This is a genomic window from Vibrio sp. A2-1 (assembly GCF_021728355.1).
Lineage (GTDB): Bacteria > Pseudomonadota > Gammaproteobacteria > Enterobacterales > Vibrionaceae > Vibrio > Vibrio splendidus_K.
Genome location: NZ_JAKKCO010000002.1, coordinates 389,390 through 409,428 on the forward strand (window position 1 = coordinate 389,390; position 20,039 = coordinate 409,428).

Annotated in this window: 17 protein-coding genes and 1 tRNA gene; 9 read left to right on the forward strand and 9 right to left on the reverse strand. The window is 42.1% G+C overall.

All coding sequences use genetic code 11. The features are described 5' to 3' along the window. The first annotated feature begins 105 nt into the window (after positions 1–105). A tRNA-Ser gene (locus tag L3V33_RS09375) sits at positions 106–196 on the forward strand. Positions 197–498: 302 nt separating this feature from the next. On the opposite strand, the gene L3V33_RS09380 is transcribed toward L3V33_RS09375, so the two are convergent. The 6 genes from L3V33_RS09380 to L3V33_RS09405 form a co-directional block, all read right to left on the reverse strand. After that, positions 499–2,352, reverse strand: coding sequence for an alpha-amylase family glycosyl hydrolase (locus L3V33_RS09380; RefSeq protein WP_017091299.1), 1,854 nt, complete (start codon positions 2,350–2,352; stop codon positions 499–501). Between the two features lie 210 nt (positions 2,353–2,562). Next, positions 2,563–3,684, reverse strand: a complete 1,122-nt coding sequence (gene ugpC / locus L3V33_RS09385; protein ID WP_004734070.1) for a sn-glycerol-3-phosphate ABC transporter ATP-binding protein UgpC — start codon at positions 3,682–3,684, stop codon at positions 2,563–2,565. Positions 3,685–3,911: 227 nt separating this feature from the next. After that, positions 3,912–4,394, reverse strand: coding sequence for a glycosidase (locus L3V33_RS09390; protein WP_076646545.1), 483 nt, complete (start codon positions 4,392–4,394; stop codon positions 3,912–3,914). 25 nt (positions 4,395–4,419) lie between these two features. Next, entirely contained in the window at positions 4,420–4,821 is a 402-nt protein-coding gene (locus L3V33_RS09395) for a hypothetical protein (RefSeq protein ID WP_017092510.1), read from the reverse strand. Positions 4,822–4,842: 21 nt separating this feature from the next. Beyond that, on the reverse strand, positions 4,843–5,847 hold the full coding sequence (lpxD, locus tag L3V33_RS09400) for a UDP-3-O-(3-hydroxymyristoyl)glucosamine N-acyltransferase (RefSeq protein WP_017092509.1): 1,005 nt from the start codon (positions 5,845–5,847) through the stop codon (positions 4,843–4,845). Positions 5,848–5,867: 20 nt separating this feature from the next. Then, entirely contained in the window at positions 5,868–6,872 is a 1,005-nt protein-coding gene (locus tag L3V33_RS09405; RefSeq protein WP_004734074.1) for a hypothetical protein, read from the reverse strand. A gap of 409 nt (positions 6,873–7,281) precedes the next feature. Between L3V33_RS09405 and L3V33_RS09410 the strand changes: the two genes are divergently transcribed. Genes L3V33_RS09410 through L3V33_RS09435 form a run of 6 tightly spaced genes read left to right on the forward strand, consistent with a single transcriptional unit; the run spans position 7,282 to position 14,217 of the window. After that, complete coding sequence (locus L3V33_RS09410; protein ID WP_020477191.1) at positions 7,282–8,508, forward strand: maltose ABC transporter substrate-binding protein; 1,227 nt, start codon at positions 7,282–7,284, stop codon at positions 8,506–8,508. A gap of 9 nt (positions 8,509–8,517) precedes the next feature. Beyond that, the gene (locus tag L3V33_RS09415) at positions 8,518–9,801 is read left to right on the forward strand and encodes a sugar ABC transporter permease (protein WP_004734076.1); all 1,284 of its coding nucleotides are present in this window, start codon (positions 8,518–8,520) and stop codon (positions 9,799–9,801) included. 1 nt (position 9,802) lies between these two features. Continuing rightward, positions 9,803–10,636, forward strand: a complete 834-nt coding sequence (locus L3V33_RS09420; RefSeq protein WP_171736709.1) for a sugar ABC transporter permease — start codon at positions 9,803–9,805, stop codon at positions 10,634–10,636. 15 nt (positions 10,637–10,651) lie between these two features. Next, positions 10,652–12,430 (forward strand): glycoside hydrolase family 13 protein, encoded by a 1,779-nt coding sequence (locus tag L3V33_RS09425; RefSeq protein ID WP_237290287.1) that lies wholly within the window; start codon positions 10,652–10,654, stop codon positions 12,428–12,430. 4 nt (positions 12,431–12,434) lie between these two features. After that, entirely contained in the window at positions 12,435–13,364 is a 930-nt protein-coding gene (locus L3V33_RS09430) for an ROK family protein (protein ID WP_237290288.1), read from the forward strand. Positions 13,365–13,422: 58 nt separating this feature from the next. Further along, positions 13,423–14,217: a TrmB family transcriptional regulator gene (locus L3V33_RS09435; RefSeq protein ID WP_237290289.1), complete on the forward strand. Its 795-nt coding sequence runs from the start codon at positions 13,423–13,425 to the stop codon at positions 14,215–14,217. A gap of 107 nt (positions 14,218–14,324) precedes the next feature. On the opposite strand, the gene L3V33_RS09440 is transcribed toward L3V33_RS09435, so the two are convergent. Beyond that, complete coding sequence (locus tag L3V33_RS09440; protein WP_237290290.1) at positions 14,325–15,305, reverse strand: histone deacetylase; 981 nt, start codon at positions 15,303–15,305, stop codon at positions 14,325–14,327. Between the two features lie 261 nt (positions 15,306–15,566). On the opposite strand from L3V33_RS09440, the gene L3V33_RS09445 reads away from it, so the two are divergent. Together L3V33_RS09445 and L3V33_RS09450 are read left to right on the forward strand one after the other, a co-directional pair. Then, positions 15,567–16,253 carry an SDR family oxidoreductase gene (locus tag L3V33_RS09445; protein WP_237290291.1) on the forward strand — a complete coding sequence of 229 codons (687 nt, stop codon included), beginning with the start codon at positions 15,567–15,569 and terminating at the stop codon, positions 16,251–16,253. A 7-nt stretch (positions 16,254–16,260) separates the two neighbouring features. Beyond that, on the forward strand, positions 16,261–17,262 hold the full coding sequence (locus L3V33_RS09450; RefSeq protein WP_237290292.1) for a DUF3080 domain-containing protein: 1,002 nt from the start codon (positions 16,261–16,263) through the stop codon (positions 17,260–17,262). Between the two features lie 53 nt (positions 17,263–17,315). Here the strand turns inward: L3V33_RS09450 and L3V33_RS09455 are convergent, their stop codons facing one another. Both L3V33_RS09455 and L3V33_RS09460 read right to left on the reverse strand, forming a co-directional pair. After that, positions 17,316–19,277 (reverse strand): DNA topoisomerase III, encoded by a 1,962-nt coding sequence (locus L3V33_RS09455; RefSeq protein WP_237290293.1) that lies wholly within the window; start codon positions 19,275–19,277, stop codon positions 17,316–17,318. Positions 19,278–19,392: 115 nt separating this feature from the next. Continuing rightward, positions 19,393–19,941: an NAD(P)H nitroreductase gene (locus L3V33_RS09460; RefSeq protein WP_237290294.1), complete on the reverse strand. Its 549-nt coding sequence runs from the start codon at positions 19,939–19,941 to the stop codon at positions 19,393–19,395. Positions 19,942–20,039: the final 98 nt, after the last annotated feature.

The window sequence follows — 20,039 nt, forward strand, 5'->3', positions numbered from 1 at the left end:
TTTCACTCTAACCATATAAAAATGCACAAACTTGTTCATAAAAAAAGCAGTCAGTTGATAAGGGTATTTACAAGCCAAAGCCACCCTTATATTATACGCGCCATTGGAGGGATGGCTGAGTGGTCGAAAGCACCGGTCTTGAAAACCGGCAACCGTTAATAGCGGTTCTAGGGTTCAAATCCCTATCCCTCCACCACATTAAAAAAAGCCGCTGAGAAATCAGCGGCTTTTTTGTATCTGATATAGTAAGTCTCATACATGAAGTAAGCACACATCTACACCACCAAACAATACTTCCATATACACCTCTAAAAGCTATAGCTACTCAATTATCACGATTACCTTCAACACCCCAGCTTAATGATAAAAATTCACTCTGAACTAATAGATACTCGATTTAAACGTACTAATTATGGTCTGTACCTCAATCAAAATATCACCCATAAAAAACGCCAGCAACCTTCATTGCTAGCGTTTAATCTTAACTAAGCCAAATTGCTATTGCTGAAGCGTTCTCAGCACAACGACTTCATTCTGCTCTAAATTAAATGTACCACTACCATCCGATACGACAACTTGATCACTACCTAAGACATTATCGTAAGTTCCGTTCGCTAAACCTAGGTTAATGGCATTCACAGAAGTGCTGTTACCTAAATTCATTGCCACGACAACCACATCATCCCCAGCATTGCGCTCGTAGACTAAAACATCATTGCTTACCCAACGTTCAATATAAGAACCTTGTTGAATCGCATAACTTTCTCTACGCAATTTACTCAGTTTCTTAATCATTTGATAAGCCGGCGTATTAGTATCAAAACTTGGCATCATTTCACGGTTATATGGGTCATTACCTACTTGTCCAAACCCATTGGTCGTAAAGTTCGCTGCATAGTGTTCAGTGCCATAGTAGATACAAGGGACACCGCGAGAAGTCATAATAAGAGCTAAACCTAACTCAACACGATCTTGAGCGAATGGAACACTCTGGCGACCGCCCCATTTATCTTTACCTGGCCCGAAATTAGTTGCGTCTGAACGAAGAACCGTAGATAAACGCGGAGCATCATGGTTATCTAAGAATACAACCTGCCAGTCACTCGATGTAAACTTAGTATCGCGAATTTTCATGTACTCATTAATCGCGTACATACCAGTACCATTGGCACGCAACAGCGCGTCTTCTATCGTATTACGTAGACCAAAATCTAATAGTGCAGAGCCAGATGTGTTAGCAAAATCAATCGATTTAGCATTAATACCCGTAGCCGTGGCACCAGCATCCATCCACTCACCAAAGAAGTAGAACCCAGGCTTACCCTTAGCTTTTGCGTAATTGTTTAGGTCGCCAGTCCAGCGTTGAATAAAAGATTTATCCATATGCTTAATCGCATCAATACGAATGCCATCTACACCGAGGTCAATCCAGAACTTTGCTCCTTCAACTAAATATTGATAGGTTTTCTCATTACTTTGGTCAAAGTCGGATAGATTAAATAAGTTGTGGTTTCGAACTTGATAATAATCATCCCAATTCGTCACTCCACCATTATGGTGATACCAGTTTTCAGTATCGCCATCGAAGTTAGTTTGGTACACGCCATTTTTATATAACGCACCATATTCATTTTCATCATTGGGGTTAGAATGGTTTGGTGCGTAGTCCAGCACCAACTTCATGTCATACTCATCCATTTTTTGGCTAAGAGCGCGGAAATCGTCAATTGTGCCTAAATGCTCATCCACTTGGAAAAAATCACGTCCCCAGTAACCATGATAACCAGCTGAACCATCTTTGTTTAATTGGTCGACATTATTAACAGGCGGGGTAATCCAAATAGAAGTAATTCCCATGTCTTTTAGGTAATCTAACTTACCTAACAACCCTTTGATATCACCACCAAAATACTTCTTATAATCAGATCGGTCTGCAGAGTAAGTCTGAGCATTATTACCGGTATTATTTGCAGAATCGCCATCAGAAAAACGGTCTAAAAAGACGAAGTACATCGTCTCATCACGCATATCAAAAGCTAGTTTTTCATGGACTACAACACTGTTAGTATCAGCGTAGAAGTTAATCTCATACGTTTTATTAGGATCAACAACGAAGTTAGCTAGTGGGTAATTTTCTGACCAATCACCAAAACGGTCGATTTTGAAACTTGGGGGGTTACTGCCATCCCCTGTGTTAAATTTTTTAACTATTTGCCAATGGTTAGTTTTCACTTTAACCATGCTTTCTGTTTGCCAATTATTTGCAGTTCCACGAAAATAAGCTTGATTCCAATCTGCAGCAGCAGGCAAGGAAGCAAGCAATACTGAAAAGAGTACTAACTTGTTCTTCATCATCTTGTCCTATTTTACGTTGATAAATGGTTATTAGGGGTACAGCAAACCCTCCAAACAAAATCTTGGATGGTTACATCGGCATTAAATAATCTTGATTTACTTTTTACTTTTTACTTTTTACTTTTTACTTTTTACTAAAAATAACCCCTACGTATATTTAGGAATTATTTAAATGACGTTAATGGTAGTTAATATAACTAGCCATATTTACAAGGTTATATTTCCTTCCGTTTCTGAATCAAATATATGACAGAACCCTGAATCAAAATTAAACCTCACATTACTGCCAATATCCGAGGTTGTAATGGTTTGATTATTAACACGAGCAACAATTTCATTATTACCAATTCTAAAGTACAAATACTTTTCATTACCTAAGTTTTCGACGACGGTTAATTCACCTGGGTGAACATTCACCGTTTCATCATCGTTAGCTAAATCAATATGCTCAGGTCGAATGCCTAAACACACTGGTTTATCTATGTAGTTAAGCAACTTCTCTTGCTTATCTTTAGGGATAATAATTTGGGCACCAGGTGCAAGTTCTACGTAAATATCGTCACCAAGTTTACGTAAGGTTGTGTTCACTAAGTTCATTGCTGGTGAACCAATAAAGCCAGCTACAAATTTATTTTTTGGGTAATTATAAAGATTGGAAGGAGTGTCGACTTGCATGATGTTGCCTTGGTTTAACACACAAATTCTATCCCCTAGCGTTAACGCTTCCGTCTGATCATGTGTCACATAGATCATTGTTGCTGGGTTGCCTTCTTCTTTCAAAGACTGGTGCAGTTGAGCAATTTTAACTCGCATTGAAACACGCAATTTGGCGTCAAGGTTAGACAGCGGTTCATCAAATAAGAATACATCAGGTTTACGCACAATCGCTCGTCCCACAGCTACACGCTGGCGTTGCCCACCCGACATTTCTTTCGGTTTACGATAAAGCAAATCTGTAATTTCTAATTTTTCAGCCGCTTCTTCAACACGTTGTTTGATTTCTTCTCTCGGCTTTTTCTGCATCTTTAGACCAAAGGCCATGTTGTCAAAAACCGTTTTATGCGGGTAAAGCGCATAGTTTTGGAACACCATTGCAATGCCACGATCTTTAGGAGGTAAATCATTAACGACTTGATCACCAATACGGATATCACCACCTGAAATACTTTCAAGACCCGCTATCATGCGCAGTGTGGTTGACTTAGCACAACCAGATGGACCCACGAACACCATGAACTCACCTTCATGAATATCTAAGTCAATTCCATGTACAGCTTTAAAACCATTGTCGTATTCTTTTTCTACTTTGCGTAGGCTAACTGTTGCCATTTGATACTCCGCATACGGGTTATATACTCAAGTGTAAAAATAAGGCTCACTTGGTATCGCTTATTCAAAAAATTAAAACTGTTTATTTAGCGAATAGTTCCACTTAGCGAGTGATTCTACAGAGTAAAAACACTCGCTAAATAGGCAAAAGAAGAGAGTACTAAGTATAACTTATAGGTGGACCGAACGACTTTGAACGTCTATTAGTACTCTCAACGGAAATAATGCTATTTACACGCCTTTATAAGTGCTCGTACTGGTTTCTTATCCTTGTTGATCTCAATACTCCACAAGTACTTCCCATCTTCAGGGATATTTACCGTTGTATTTTTAGCAAAACCACCACGTTTTAGTTCTTTTTCATAGCCTACTTCCATCTCTTTACCTGCAGCAGTAAATTGAGGATTCCAACTCATGGTTGCAAACTGTAAGCTTACATTGCCTGCTTTTTCTTCACTCACGACTTGATAGATACCATTGCCTTTATGAGACATCTGGCGGTTATCCATGTGCATCCACTGACCATCAGGGAAAGTACCAATCACAAACAGTGAAGGACGAATTGGACCACGGTCTTCAACACTCGCTAGATTACAGTCAGCAAAAGGACCAGTAGCAAGACTTTGTTCAATAGCGGGAGCGTCTGAAGTGCTTGCACACCCCATTAATGCAGAAGACAAAAGAGCAGTAAGCAGCAGAGTACGTTTCATTATAAATTCCTTATTATTCTAATCATTAAATAGTCAGATTCATCTTCGTGTCATGGTCGAAAATATGACTAAAGTAAGTATCAAAGTTCACGTTAAAATATTTACCAATATCATTGGTATTCAAAACTTTATTTCTAACCTTTGAAACAAACAATTTATGTTCAATATTAAAAATAAGGTTATAGCCATTATCCTGTTTTTGTAACTCAGTAAACTGACCTTCTACGGTATTCAATTTATCGTTATCATCCGCTAGATAAATAAAATCAGGTCGAATACCAAACTTAACTTTTTCGTTAATATAGTTAGACAAGCATTCTTGATGATGAGGCGGGATATTTAAAGTAGAGTTATCACCTAACTCTAAATACACACCTTCAATACTATCTCTTATATAAGCATCAACAATATTAATTGATTCGTTCATAAAATTGTCACTTAATAATATTCATAATTTAAAAACCCTTGCGATAAACCCCTTATTCTTAGCAGATTCATTACTACTAGGTTTCTTGCTGTTATTTGTTAATTTATTAAGCATGGCTAAGTTCTTATAATACGAACGTGCGTCTTTTGCTGGATAGCCAAACAGATCACTATTTTCTGGGAAAGAATGACTCACACCTGATTTCGCTTTAACAACCGAGTTCTTGCCTATCGTGAGGTGCCCAGCAGTGCCAGCTTGACCATGTACAATCACGTTATCTTCAAGGATGGTGTGCCCTGCGAAACCCGTTTGAGAAACTAATAAACAATGCTGCCCAATCTTACAGTCATGACCTATTTGCACTAGGTTATCAATTTTGGTGCCTCGTCCAATCACGGTGTTGCCTAAGGTGCCACGGTCAATAGTGTTGTTACATCCAATTTCAACATCGTCTTGAATAATCACTCGACCAACGCTTTCTACGCGCTCATAGCGTGTTAACTTGCCAGTCATATATTCAAAGCTGTAATTACCTATCGAGTTATTGGAATCGATAGTCACGTTATTACCGATCACGGTCCCTTCTTTGATAACCGTATTGGCATGAATGGCGACATTATTACCTATCGTCACGCCGTTCATGATTTTCACACCGGGCATAAAGTGGCAGTTTTCACCTATTTGACAGTGCTTTCCAATATAGACATCTGGAGTATCAGAGGTATTGCATTGATCAAATAATTGATACTTATGTACTTTATAAAAACGCATTAGTTGATTGAGCTTATCGGCATCAAGCTCATCAATGATAATTTTCGTTTTGGCTTGAGTTTCAAGCACAACTTTTGGTCCAACAATGACATCCGCTAAAGTTTCAGAAAGCCCTTTAAGATCTGACTTAGCAAATACTATCGCTAACCCTCCTTTTTCATCGCTTGATACTGGGCGAATCGTTGATATCTCAATTGATTCATCACCAACTACTTTGCCACCAAGGATTTGAGCAATTTCTGAAACTTTTATCATGATGTTCGACCTACTATTTATTAAAAGCGGTATAAAGCTTGTAAGAAGAGGGTGTTTTGTTCAACCACTTTTTCATCACCTGCATATTGAGCAGCATTCGATGTTTCAGTATCTTTCGCCCATTCATACTCAGCTTTCATTAGCCAATCGTCACCTACAGCTTGCTCATAGCCTACTGTCGCTTTACGAATATCTTTGAAGTAATCATCGTTACTGCCAATTCCATTCGTTTCGTTTTCACCGATACGCGCTCGCACATACATTGTGCCTGCATCATCAAAGCTGTATTGAACAATTGGCTCAGCGTATTTTTCAGTAAAGTCGCTAACTTTATTTCCGTTTGCGTCGTTTTCTTTAATTTGGTAGAAAAACTCAACGCCCATTTCCCAGTTACCAAAACGCTTATATGGCTTGAAGAGTAAACTATATCCCTCTTCTTTTATCGTGCCCCACGCACTCTTATCTTCATCATTCAATAAATATTCAAGGTTTGAATAGAAACCAGCACCATATTCATTATTCCAGTAGGTTAAGTATGGTCTAAAACTGTGTTCTGTTGTGGTATGGCGTAATCCATTAACACCTGCCGTGCTATATATCTGGCTTCTTGTATATTCGATGTCATAGACCGCACCAGTCGCCCAGCCACTGCCTATGTTAAAACCTTTGTTCAGTGATAAAAGATGTTTGTAACCATCTTCTGTTTCACTGTATCCCGTTTGTTCTTTCTTACGGTCTTCCAATTTAAACGCATACAGAGCCGACATGTTCCACTTAGCATTTTTGTAGAACAAACTTACTACTTCGTGAGTCCTAGTTTTCTCAGTAGATTCAGTCCCTCCCCACTTCGCCCAGTCGGTAGTCGTTTTGTATTCATACTCAACTGATGATCCAACGTGCCCGCCAAACTGCATAGCTTCATCAAAAAAAGTATCTTCAGGTGCAAAGCCTCGGTCGCTTGCTAGTGCAGTGGTGCTAATAAGTAGGGTGTTAGCTATCACTACAGACAATATTGTTCGTTTCACAGTATTTCCTTATTAATCCGGCAATGGAGTTATTTTTTAATAATTCTGGCCACGAATCTTAGTAGTTCACGTTGAACGCCTAATTATTGTTCTGCATTTATTTTTATTTTTCTTCCTATAGAAATGATATATGAGACATTGGTCACCTTTAGCTATGGAAATAATTGACCACCATCACGAATAGTAGGGTTTTCATCAATCTAAGTATCAAATTGAGCCTAGTTCTTGCTGCCATTCCTTAGCTAACCTGGTTTCCTACATAACAAGCCACAATACTATTAAACCTGTAAATATAGTGATTCAAATCACAAACAAGCTTCTATTCCACTCAATTCGTATTGACATATTTTGGTCGAGACATAACCTAGTAGTATCTTATGAACTACTACTTTGATTGTGCGGTGTGGATATGAAGAAAAATCTATTTACGACAACGTTAATGGCTGCAGCTTTAGTATCAGGATTTGCTTGTGCTGAAGAAATTGTGCCAGAAAGCGGTGCAGAGCTATTAATCTGGACAGATAAATCAACTGTCGATTACATGGAATATGCAGCTGAATCTTTCAACAAAGATTTCGCCCAAGATATTAAGTTCTCATTTAGAGGGCTTGCACCCATCGATTCGGCATCTCGACTTATTCAAGATGGTGGCTCAGCGCGTGTTGCTGACGTTGCCGAGATTGAACATGACCTACTGGGGCGTTTAGTTGTTGCCGGTGGCGCAATGGAAAATCTAGTCTCTGCAGACCGAATCAATAGCACATTCATGCAAAATGCTATCAGTGCGTCACAAGCAGAAGGCGGCAGTTATGGCTTCCCTGTCAGCTTCGCAACAACGGCTCTTTTCTATAACAAAGACCTACTGCCTGAAGCGCCTGAAAACTTTGAGGAACTCATTGAGTTTTCAAAATCCTTCAATAGTAAAAAAGAGCATAAGTACGCCTTACTTTGGGATATCCAAAATTACTACGAGTCACGTATGTTCGTCACACTCTATGGCGCTTATGAGTTTGGTAAAAACGGGACGGATGCAAAAGATATCGGCATTGACTCTGAAAAGGCTCAACAAGGTTTAGAGGCAATGAAGAAACTGCGTGTTGCTAATGACTCTAACCCTATTGATATGCGTAACCCGCAAGTTCGCCGTGGTTTATTTAGCGAAGGGAAAGTTGCCGCGATTATCGATGGTCCGTGGGCGATTCAAGGTTATAAAAACTCAGGTATAAACTTTGGAGTTGTGCCTATGCCGAAATTAGAAGGTCAGCAACCTCGTACTTTCTCAACAGTTAGGCTTGCAGTTGTCTCTTCCTATACTGAATACCCAAGAGCAGCTCAATTATTTGCTGACTACCTCACGACTGACAAAATGCTCAAGAAACGTTACGAAATGGCTCAAGCTATCCCGCCAGTTCCAACCGTTATGGAAGAGATTATCGTCGATGCTGACGAAGCAACTTACGCCATTATCACTCAAGGTTTCTATTCAGACGCTATGCCTTCAGTACCTGAGATGGGGTTCATTTGGTCGCCAATGGCAAGTGCAATTACGGCATTTTGGATAAACGATAAGTCACCAAAAGACGTATTAGACCGAGCTCGCTCAATTATCGAAGAACAGATCGAACTCCAAGAGTAAAGAGGATCTATGTTGTTATCAGAGACTAAGCCGGCACCACGAGTGCCTGCTGCTCTCCTCATAATGGGGAGCACACAACTCTTAAAAGGTCACTGGGTGAAAGGTGGCGTATTCTTAGCAATGCAGCTAATTACGTTACTGGTTTTCCCTGAGCTACTCTCTTCGCTGAAAGGGTTAGTAACTTTAGGCGACGTAGCTCAAGTGCGTAAAGGCTTTACGATCACCCAAGGCGACAACTCAGTATTTATGCTGGTAGAAGGAGTGATCGCCCTACTCTATAGCTTCTTATTCATTTGCTTATATTTAGCCAACGTTAAAGATGCAAAAGAAACCCAAAGAACCAACCTGACTTTACGTGAACAGATCAAAGATATTTACGACCAAAAATTCGCATTTATCATGCTGTCCCCTGCTTTTGTAGCCAGTATTGCTTTCATCATAATGCCGATCATCATTACTGTGATGGTGTCATTTACTAACTATTCTGCGCCTCATCATATTCCACCAAGGAATTTGGTTGATTGGGTTGGTTTTAAGAATTTCTTTGCCTTATTTGAGCTTAAAATTTGGTCAAGCACCTTCTTTGGCGTGGCATCTTGGACTGTGATGTGGGCGTTTTTTGCCACTATCTGTACTTGCGGTTTTGGATTTTTGTTGGCGCTTGCATTGCAAAACAAAAATATCAAAGCAAAGAAAGCATGGCGTTTTGTTTTCATTCTTCCTTATGCTATTCCAGCCTTTGTGACCTTGTTGATGTTCCGCCTACTTTTGAATGGTATTGGTCCGGTTAACGCGGTATTGAATTCGTGGGGGCTAGATTCTGTCGCTTTCTTATCTGACCCATTTACCGCAAAAATCACGGTTATTGCAGTCAGTGTTTGGGTCGGTGCACCTTACTTCATGCTACTTATCGCAGGTGCATTAACGAATATTCCCGAGGACCTTTACGAAGCCAGTGAAGTGGATGGAGCCAATAAACTCCAGCAGTTCTGGGAAATAACTTTGCCTATGGTATTACACCAAGTTGCGCCATCTCTAGTGATGACCTTTGCCCATAACTTCAATAATTTCGGTGCAATTTTCCTATTAACCGAAGGTGGTCCAATAAACCCTGAATATCGATTTGCTGGTCACACCGACATCTTGATCACTTGGATCTACAAACTGACATTAGATTTCCAGCAGTACCAGATTGCTTCTGTTATCTCAATTGTCATCTTCTTATTCTTGTCTGGTATTGCTATCTGGCAGTTCCGCCGCATGAATTCCTTTAAAGACGATGTAGGTATGTAACATGGACAAGTTTATTGGAAAAATCGGTACAGCTATCGTTTACCTCTTCTTAATAACCAATGCGTTGTTGGTACTTGGACCGGTAATTTGGACGGTTATGGCGTCATTTAAAGCGGGTAATAACCTATTTAGCTCATCATTTACAGGGATGGAGTTTACTCTTGACCACTACCGAGCACTTTTTACCGACACGCCATATTTTGAGTGGTACAAAAATACGTTCTTCCTAGCAACCGCCAATATGATTATTTCATTGATCGTGGTAACCATTTCAGCGTTTGTATTCTCACGTTATCGCTTCAATGGTAAACGGAACGTAATGATGAGTATTTTAGTATTACAGATGTTCCCTGCGTTTCTATCGATGACCGCTATTTATATTTTATTGTCGAAAATGGGCTTAATTGATACTTATGCTGGCTTACTGTTTGTTTACGTCACAGGTTCCCTTCCCTTCATGATTTGGCTTGTTAAAGGTTATTTCGACGCTATCCCAACATCATTGGATGAAGCGGCCAAAATTGATGGTGCTGGCCATATGACGATTTTCTTAGAAATCATTTTACCGCTAGCCAAGCCTATCCTTGTCTTTGTCGGCTTAGTTTCATTTACAGGACCATGGATGGATTTCATTTTACCTACGCTAATCTTACGTAGTGAAGAAAAAATGACTCTCGCAATTGGTATCTTCAGTTGGATTTCATCGAACTCCGCCGAGAATTTCACCTTATTTGCAGCCGGTTCTTTGTTGGTAGCAGTCCCCATCACGTTGCTATTCGTTGCAACACAAAAACATATCACTACTGGTCTCGTCAGCGGTGCAGTAAAAGAATAACGCTAGGAATACAACATGATTACAAGAAGTTCACTTACACACTCGGCAAAGAGTGCGGACAGTTACGCCTACGATAATGAAACACTGCACCTACGATTACGTAGTGCAAAAGGTGAAATTGAACGTGTATCCCTGTGGATAGGCGACCCTTACCATTGGGCTGAAGGCGGTCTTGATGGCGGCAATTTAGGAGGGAGCGATGCCCACGGTTGGGTAGGTGGTAACGAAGTAGCAATGATTCACGAAGGTGAAACTGAGCACCACGACCACTGGTTTGCAGAGTTTAAGCCGCCAAAGCGCCGCAGCCGTTACGGGTTTATTTTATACGGTAAAGATGGTGAAAAGATTCTCTTCGGTGAAAAGCGATGCGCTGATCTATCTGAGCCTAAAAAAGCAGAAGCAGAGCTCAGTAACTTGAGTAACTTTTATTGTTTCCCATACATCAACCCACGCGATGTATTGAAAACACCGAACTGGGTAAAAGACACCATCTGGTACCAGATTTTTCCTGAAAGATTTGCAAATGGTCGACCTGACCTATCGCCTATCAATGTCCAACCTTGGGGAACCGAGCCTAAATCGGATAACTTTATGGGTGGGGACTTGTGGGGCGTAATTGAAAAGCTCGATTACTTACAAGATCTTGGCGTTAATGGCTTATATCTTTGCCCTATCTTTACTGCCAATGCCAACCACAAATATGACACGGTTGATTACTATAACGTCGACCCACATTTTGGCGGAAATGAAGCGTTCAGAGCACTGGTAAAAGAAGCCCACCAGCGCGGCATGAAAATCATGTTAGATGCCGTATTTAACCATATTGGTACTCAATCTCCTTTATGGTTGGACGTCGTTGAAAAAGGAGAGAAATCTCAATACGCCGACTGGTTCTGGATTAATACATTCCCAGTTTATCCTGATACGCCTAAAGCAGAATGGGACTTCTGGAACCTCAATTACGAAACCTTCGGTAACGTCGTTGAAATGCCAAAGTTAAATACTGAAAATGAAGAATGCCGCGCATATCTCCTAGATGTAGCCCGTCACTGGGTAGAGGAATTTAACATCGATGGTTGGCGTTTAGACGTCGCTAATGAAGTTGACCACGCCTTCTGGCGAGACTTTCGAAAAGTCGTCAAAGGAGTCAACCCAGATTGCTACATTCTTGGTGAGATCTGGCACGAAGGCATGCCTTGGCTGCGTGGTGATCAATACGATTCATTGATGAACTATCCTTTGACCCAGGCCATTACCGACTATTTTGCTCTTTCAGCGTTTGATAAACACAGCTTCATTAATGCTGTAAATACTTCCTATATGGCATACCCAAGAAACGTTAATGAAGCGATGTTTAACTTGCTTGATAGCCATGACACTACGCGCATCCTTTCTCTATGCCAAGGTGATACACGCAAAGCAAAACTCGCGTACCTATTTATGTTTACGCAAGTTGGCGCGCCATGTATTTATTACGGAGGCGAAATTGGCATGGACGGTGGTCGTGGTATGGGCAGCGAGAACAACAGAAAATGCATGGAGTGGAATGTAGGTAATCACGACTTAGATTTTAAGGCTTTCATCAAAGAAATGATCGCTTTACGTAAGGCTAATCCCGATTTAAACCAGCCTAACCTAGACTGGGTAAACGTAAACGATGCTGACTGTATTGCTTATCGCCGAGCTGACCGTTTATTTGTTCTAAATAATAGCGAACACGACAAGCAAATTGAGCTAGAAGGACGTTCAGTTTCAATCAAAGCGTTCGGTTACCTTATCGTGAAAGTTCAATAACTTGATGAACACTGCCATTGTTATGGGAATCTCTATTGATTCCCTACTTACTCACTCAATAATAAGCACCTCTTGCGGTAAAGAGGTGTATCGAACCGTGCAAAAAACCTCAGACGATAAACAAAACCTATTTAGATATCTCGCCGAACTGATCTCTCAAATTAGCTTGCGATATGGGCAAGTCACGGCAATAAGTATCAGTGCTTCTGAATATTACTCTTCAGATTTTTTATCCACAGAGCGTAACTGTTCTCAAACCGAACATTTACCCCTGGCGCAATTGGCTATTGATTTAACAAACCGTTTTAACTGTGATTGCATACTCATCAACCACGCGCAAAGTGCTGCCATAACGGAGTTCCAACACTCCAAGACCCTCACTAATTCAACAGTGTTAAGTGCCACCATTGGTGATAGTTGCGGGATCAGTTTCTACAATAAAATGACGAATGTGCATCACTCACTATGTGCTAATTGGGCTCATTCCACACTGCCCAACTTTCAGTGGCTCGTTGATGGCTTAACACCAATATGTCGCTGCGGAAATGAAACATGTGTCGAACAGTTTATCTCCGAGCAAGGCATTGAACGTCAGTACCACCAAGTCGTATTGCGTGACCGAACTCTTTCACAGATCTTTGATGGTGTTGATGAAGTAGACACTCACTCAACCCGAATCTATCGAACTTTTGTCGATCAACTGGCTCGTAGCTTAATTAAGCCCATCCAGTCTTTACGCCCTAAGCAGTTAATTTTATCAGGCTCCGCAAGCGCCTATCCTTCTTTACGTAACGATTTGAAAGTAGCGCTCTATCGCAACAACGCCACGAGTGACTTACCCGTAATCACTCAGTTACCGCAAGATAAATTCCTTTTTGCATACGGCGCTTCTCTCATCGCAATAAAAAATAACAACAATCATTTACGCTCATAGTTGCAGGAATGGTAACCTTAGCAGGAAGAAAACATTGAATAGTTTCAGAGGACAACCCGTGTCAGAGCTAGTGACCAAATTGATGGATTTTGGATTTACCAAAACCGACGCACTTGTTTACATTAATTTGCTGAAAAATGGCCGCTCCAGCGGATATAAAATTGCAAAAGAGATCTCTATCTCGCGATCTTCTGTCTACTCATCGATAGATAATCTCTACACCAATGGCTATATCTTTATGTCCGATGGGGACACAAAAGAGTATGAAGCAAAATCACCTGATTTAATTTTCAGCCAAATTGAGAAAAAGACTGTAGAGAACATTAATATCCTCAAGACAGAGCTTTCAAAGATGATGCTTCAAGAGGAAAAAGAATTCGTCTATAACCTCACAGGCTCTGAGAATCTGCTGCAAAAAGCCAAAGAAATTATTAATCAGGCTAACCTTGAGGTTTACCTCAACACTGACTTTAATTTAGAGCTATTTTCAAAAGAATTATGCGATGCAGTGGAACGTGGTGTAAGAGTGATCGGTTTCTCATTCAATAAAATGTCGAAGCCACACGAAAAGATAGAATTATACTCACGATCTGAAACGGAAGAGACAGAATACCCCTCTCATCGCTTTATGTGCGTGGCAGATATGAAACTAGCCTTAATGTTTTCTCATCGTGAAGAAACCGTAGGCCTATATGCGAATAATAGACTTATCGTTAAGATGATTGCAGAGCACATCCATAGTGATATATATCTAACCGAATATGAGCGTTTAGAGCCAGAAAAACGTGTACGTGTTAACACCATTCATGAGCAACATAACTCAATGGTGCTAGACGAGCTTAAAAAACATTAAGTGGCACTAAAAATCCGCTAAGCGATCAGCGGATTTTTTGTTTGCTCACCGTATACCACTTACGCTTCTTAAGTCATGAACGCAATATAACGCACAGCAATGCGGAGTTACCTATGTGTAGAGCGTCTGGTTGAATGGCGAGTATCTGAAATCGTATCCACAGTTTTAGATACGTTCAACTTTGCTGCCGCTTTCAATAACTGCATGTGAATCGGCACCAGATCTTGATGCTGAGTCCGATATCCACCACCAACCACACACGCCATAGGAATAGACTCTAATTTCGCGAGACTGACCATCAAACAGTCGCGCTCAAATATCCCTTGTGTCGAGACATTCAAATAGCCCAGCTCATCGTCTTGGTGAATATCAATGCCCGCATCATAAACGATCAGATCAGGTTGGTGGTGAGCAATCGCTAACTTAGTGACTTGTTCAAAACAACGTAAGAACTCTTCATCTTCTGTTTCACGGCTTAATGGCACATCCAAATCGGATAGCGGTTTTCGTGCAGGGAAGTTTTTGTCGCAGTGGAACGACAAAGTAATGATGTCGTCATTCTCTTGGCAAAGAGTCGCTGTGCCATCACCATGATGAACATCGCTGTCGACGATAAGCACTTTATCGATATGTTCAAAGGTCAGCGCATGTTTTGCCGCTAACACCAGATCGTTCAACAAACAAAAGCCGCTACCAAAATCATGGTGTGCGTGATGATAACCACCACTCAAATGAATCGCTAAACCACTCTCTATTGCCATTTCAGCGGCCAAGCAGGTTCCACCACTTGAGTAGAGTGTTCTCTCAATAAGTTGTTCACTCCAGGGGAAACCGATACGCCTCATCTTTGCTGCGGGCAAATTACCAGAAACAAGCAAATCCACATACTCACTATCGTGAACCTGTTTTACCTGTTCAACCGAAACCGGCGTTGGTTGGAAGATTTCAAACTGGCTCTTCCATAGAGGATCGCTATCCATTAACGCTTCAACAGCACTGTGTAACAACTGATATTTGTTGATTGGGTAACGATGACCTTCTGGTAAAGGTAACTGCGAATAGATTGGGTGGTAAATTAAAGGAATCATAATCAGGTTAATTGCGTATCTTTCTCAAAATCATAACAGTCTCAGCCTAGGCGACAACCTTAATTAATGATAATAGTTATCATTAATTTAACTTTCAAAAAGAGACACCAATGAAAAGCCTAATACTCATCTTTGGGGTGATCTGCGGCTCAATGGCAGCAGTAATGATTTTTGTAGGAATGCTAATGGCCAGTTGGTGGAGCGTTGATTTTCTCGTGTTAAGCCATCAAACTTAACTAATTGAACTAAAAAGGAATCACCATGAGCGTTATTTTCATTACTGGAGCGAACCGCGGCATTGGCTTGAGCCTAACCCAGCAGTACTTAAAAGGTAACCACAAAGTGTACGCGACTTATCGTGATGCCAATTCAGCAAAAGAACTGCTCTCTCTCGCAGACCACAACAGCAACCTGACCTGCATTCAATTAGAGATAACCGATTATCAAGCAGTAGGCCAACTCCCTTCGCAAATGGAACCGATTGATATCTTGATCAACAACGCTGGCTACTATGGTCCTAAAGGTTATGGGCTGGGTAATACCGATGTCGAAGAGTGGCGCCGTGTATTCGAAGTCAACACTATTGCCCCACTGAAGCTTGTCGAAGCGCTATTACCTCTACTAGAAGACAGCGATATCAAAAAGGTCGCTTGCCTGTCCTCTAGAGTCGGTAGCATGACCGAGAACACCTCGGGAGGCGGCTACATCTATCGCTCCTCCAAAGCCGCTCTAAACTCCGTAGTAAAGAGCCTAAGTAACGACTTAACCGATAATGGCGTTACCGTGTTAGCTCTGCATCCTGGTTGGGTACAGACAGAAATGGGCGGCCCTAATGCTCTGATCGACACCGGCACCTCAGCTTCTGGTCTTATAAAAGTCATCGAGTCTGCGAATACTGAAGTAAGTGGTCACTTCTTCAATTTCGATGGCAGCGAAATAGATTGGTAACCCGCAGATGAATGATGGTCCTCTCTCAAACCTAGTTAAGCACTCAACACTGTTTTGTCTGACTGTGATGCTAGCTGGCTGTTTCAGTGATGGCCCCGGAGACTTGTTCGACGACTACCAAACCAAGATAGCCAAAGTACAAGATGCTGACGAGATAAAAGAGGAATGGGAATTTGAAAGCCTACCGAGAAAAAGAGAGCTGCTGCTTGACGTGCCCTCGCTTTCTATTGGTCTCATCGACAGCTACCAGCTTCGCCAGTGTGGATTGTTCAATCTGATTGCAGAAAGAAATTCGGTTCTTGGGAAAGTCGCGGATGAGTTTCGCAATTACGATTATCAAGTCGCCCTACTTGCAGGTGTTGGGAAATGTTTATCCAGTAGCGAATTAGACCCTGAGGTCGTAGAGCTACTGAAAGAAATCGAGCAGCAGAAACTCACACAGTTTCCGCGGCACCAGTGGAATCTAATCTATGCCAGCGATGCGATGCAGTCTCAGATGCGTGGTAGTCGGTGGTTACACGCTGATATCGGCGATCAGGTACGACAAACCAGTGGCGCCTTAGAACATCTCAACCAAGCGTTAAACGCGCCGCTCGTTTCCGGCAAAACCACTGAGGTACAAGAAGTATTAGAGAAGAGCTCTACGCTCGGGGATTTATACTACTCGCTGGCTCGTGCTTCGGCCGAACTGGATACCATCACCCAACAACTCACAACTTTTGATGCCAGCATCATCTGTGGCAAACAGCGAGACACGACGAAGTTTAGATATCTCAACAATGTGTTTGAGCTGCAATACATTGGCAAGGTTCAGCCTTACACGGCGCAATTGGATGGCTATTATCAACAGTTGGCCCCGCAACTTGGTATGTTTGACGCGCAACCTGAACTACACAGCTATTACTTTCCTATCCAAGATGCACATCAAGCCTTTCGATCCTCAACCCGTCGCCATGTTGATTACTGGCAGCAGCTGTTTAAACGCTGCGGACGCAAGGTAGGTCGTTAATCTTGATTCCCGATATCAATAATGGGTGTTGTTAGCTTTCAGTTTCTAACTGATTAACTTTTAGTACCTTTCTTAGCGTAAGTCTTCTTCCTTGTCCCACCAGCTTTGCGACGTTTAAAGGCTGGTCTTTCAACTTTAGGAAGATGACGCAGGGACTCAGGGACTTCACCCGTTTTCACCTTGCCCATCAAGCCGTCGATCTTGCTTTCTAACTCTTGCATGAAGGGTTGATACGCTTGGTTTCGTTCAGCCATGCCTTGCAACTGATGCTCCCAGTGAGCCGTCATGTCGGGAAAGGTCGAGTCCTCAGGTAAAGCATTAATCAAGCCTCTTCCCGCTGGGCTACTATGGATGCTTTTACCTTGTCGCGTTAACAGTTGTCTCTTGAATAAAGTATCTAGAATACCCGCTCGGGTTGCTTCTGTGCCAAGACCATCGGTCTCTTTCAAAATGGCTTTAAGGTCTTTGTTTGCGACAAAGCGCGCGATACCAGTCATCGCTTGTAGCAAGGTCGCTTCCGTGAAGTGCTTTGGTGGCTCGGTTTTCTTATCGCCAATAATACCTTCACGACACGTCAATACCGTTCCTTTATCCAATGGAGGAACCGTATCTGTGCCATCGCCTTTCTCTTCGGTGTCCGTTTTACCCATCAACACCTTCCAACCTGGGTTGATAAGCTGACGCCCTTTTGCGATGAACACGCCACCAGCGATATCAAACACAAGCTTAGCATCAGCAAAAACCGCAGGTGGGTAGAACTGCATTAGATACTGACGAGCGATTTGCTGATAGATTTTCATCTCATTAGCAGACAAGCCGTTCACTGATGACTTCTTCGGTGTTGGGATTATTGCGTGGTGAGCATCAACCTTACTGTCGTTCCATGCTTTTGATTTAAGAGAAAGATCTGCACCTTGAGCACCACTTTGCAGCTCTTTCGCATTGTTAGCGATAGCATCGACGACCGACTCTCGTTGCGAGTAGTGATCTTTAGGCAGGTATCGACTATCAGAACGTGGGTAAGTGATGAGTTTGTGTTTCTCGTACAACGACTGACAAGTGTCGAGCACCTGTTGAGCACTCATACCAAAACGCTTAGACGCATCAATCTGCAGAGCTGACAGCGAATAAGGCAGTGGCGCAGCTTGTTTACTTTGTTTTTGCTCTGATTCCGTTACCGTCGCGGGTTGATTCGCAATTCTGTTAGCCACGTTCTCAACCAGCTTTCGATTGAGCACTCGGCCTTCTTCATCTTGCCATGGTTTACATGCTTCGCTTGGTTTCCAACGCGCTCGAATATCAAAGCTCTGGCCGTTGTTTTTATAAGGGATCAAAGCGTGCAGAGTGAAGTAATCTTTAGGAATGAAATTCTCGATTTCTTCATCACGTCTTACAACCAAACCAAGTACAGGGGTTTGCACTCGCCCTACCGACAACACGCCTTGGTAACCCGCCTTTTGACCAAGCAAGGTGTAAGCTCGGGTCATGTTCATGCCATACAGCCAATCGGCTCTAGAGCGCGCCAATGCAGAAATAGAAAGTGGAATAAAATCGCGGTTGCTGCGCATTTGAGAGAGCGCACGCTTCACCGCTGGTAAGTTCAAATCGCTGATCAGCAGCCTGTCCATCGACTCTTTCTTGGCCTTAGACACCTTGCAGTAATCGATAACTTCATCAACTAGCAACTGCCCTTCTCTATCAGGGTCACCCGCATGGACAATTTGGGTCGCGTCTTTCAATAGCTTTCGGATCACCGTGAGCTGTTTGCTTGACGTCTTACGCGGTCTTAGTTGCCATTGCTCTGGCACGATAGGAAGATCGGCTAAGTTCCACTTCTTATAACGGTCATCATAAGCATCCGGCTCAACCTGCTCCAATAAGTGTCCAATACACCAAGTCACCACATCCCCATTGCCACATTTGATAAACCCTTGGTCTTTCTTCTGTGGATTCGGTAGTGCAGCAGCGATCGCGCGGCCTAGGCTTGGTTTTTCAGCAATGATAAGACGAGACATGTTTTTCCAGATGCTACAAACAATTAGGGCCACATTATCTAATGTGGCTCCTAGAAATCAAGGAAAACTGGTTGTTTATACAGTTAGAATTCCACTATTCAAGCTTCAGCTTTCTTTACAAGAACTCGACGAACTTAGAGAAGTCACGCTCTGGTACTTTCATTGGCGTACAGCCCGGAGTACCCAAATATAGGAAACCAACGATTTCATCGTCGCCTTCTAGGCCGAAAGCTTGGTGAACTTCAGGGTGGAACATCCACTTACCTGAGCGCCAAAAACCTTGGAAACCTTGAGCAACTGCAGCCATTTGCATTGCTTGTGCAGCGCAACCTGCAGAAAGGTGTTGTTCGAATGAAGGTACTTTATCGTGTTCAGTCACTTTTGCGATGACAGTGATAACCATAGGTGCTCGAAACGGCGCTTTCTTTACTTTCTCAATCACCGATTCTTCGCTTTCGTCCGCTTGTGCTGCTCGAACCAAAATATCGGAAAGCTTATGTAGCCCAGAACCTTGTGCGATAACAAAGCGCCACGGTGTCAATGCGCCGTGGTCTGGAGCGCGCAAGCCCGCTTTAATGATATTTTCTAACGCTACACCTTCAGGTGCTGGATCAGAGAGTTTTGCGATAGAGCGTCTGTTGAGCAATAGATCCAAAGCATCCATTTGAAGTCCTTACTAATTTTTATTGTTTGTATAATTGAACTGTAGCACAGAATACAAACGATAATAAATCTCAACGGCTGTCCAATTGACACAATAGT

Bases quoted from the DNA above. Each gene is read 5' to 3' on its own strand.
- L3V33_RS09380 (WP_017091299.1), bottom strand. From the start codon at position 2,352: ATGAAGAACAAGTTAGTACTCTTTTCAGTATTGCTTGCTTCCTTGCCT.
- ugpC (WP_004734070.1), bottom strand. From the start codon at position 3,684: ATGGCAACAGTTAGCCTACGCAAAGTAGAAAAAGAATACGACAATGGT.
- L3V33_RS09390 (WP_076646545.1), bottom strand. From the start codon at position 4,394: ATGAAACGTACTCTGCTGCTTACTGCTCTTTTGTCTTCTGCATTAATG.
- L3V33_RS09395 (WP_017092510.1), bottom strand. From the start codon at position 4,821: ATGAACGAATCAATTAATATTGTTGATGCTTATATAAGAGATAGTATT.
- lpxD (WP_017092509.1), bottom strand. From the start codon at position 5,847: ATGATAAAAGTTTCAGAAATTGCTCAAATCCTTGGTGGCAAAGTAGTT.
- L3V33_RS09410 (WP_020477191.1), top strand. From the start codon at position 7,282: ATGAAGAAAAATCTATTTACGACAACGTTAATGGCTGCAGCTTTAGTA.
- L3V33_RS09415 (WP_004734076.1), top strand. From the start codon at position 8,518: ATGTTGTTATCAGAGACTAAGCCGGCACCACGAGTGCCTGCTGCTCTC.
- L3V33_RS09420 (WP_171736709.1), top strand. From the start codon at position 9,803: ATGGACAAGTTTATTGGAAAAATCGGTACAGCTATCGTTTACCTCTTC.
- L3V33_RS09425 (WP_237290287.1), top strand. From the start codon at position 10,652: ATGATTACAAGAAGTTCACTTACACACTCGGCAAAGAGTGCGGACAGT.
- L3V33_RS09430 (WP_237290288.1), top strand. From the start codon at position 12,435: ATGAACACTGCCATTGTTATGGGAATCTCTATTGATTCCCTACTTACT.
- L3V33_RS09440 (WP_237290290.1), bottom strand. From the start codon at position 15,305: ATGATTCCTTTAATTTACCACCCAATCTATTCGCAGTTACCTTTACCA.
- L3V33_RS09445 (WP_237290291.1), top strand. From the start codon at position 15,567: ATGAGCGTTATTTTCATTACTGGAGCGAACCGCGGCATTGGCTTGAGC.
- L3V33_RS09450 (WP_237290292.1), top strand. From the start codon at position 16,261: ATGAATGATGGTCCTCTCTCAAACCTAGTTAAGCACTCAACACTGTTT.
- L3V33_RS09455 (WP_237290293.1), bottom strand. From the start codon at position 19,277: ATGTCTCGTCTTATCATTGCTGAAAAACCAAGCCTAGGCCGCGCGATC.
- L3V33_RS09460 (WP_237290294.1), bottom strand. From the start codon at position 19,941: ATGGATGCTTTGGATCTATTGCTCAACAGACGCTCTATCGCAAAACTC.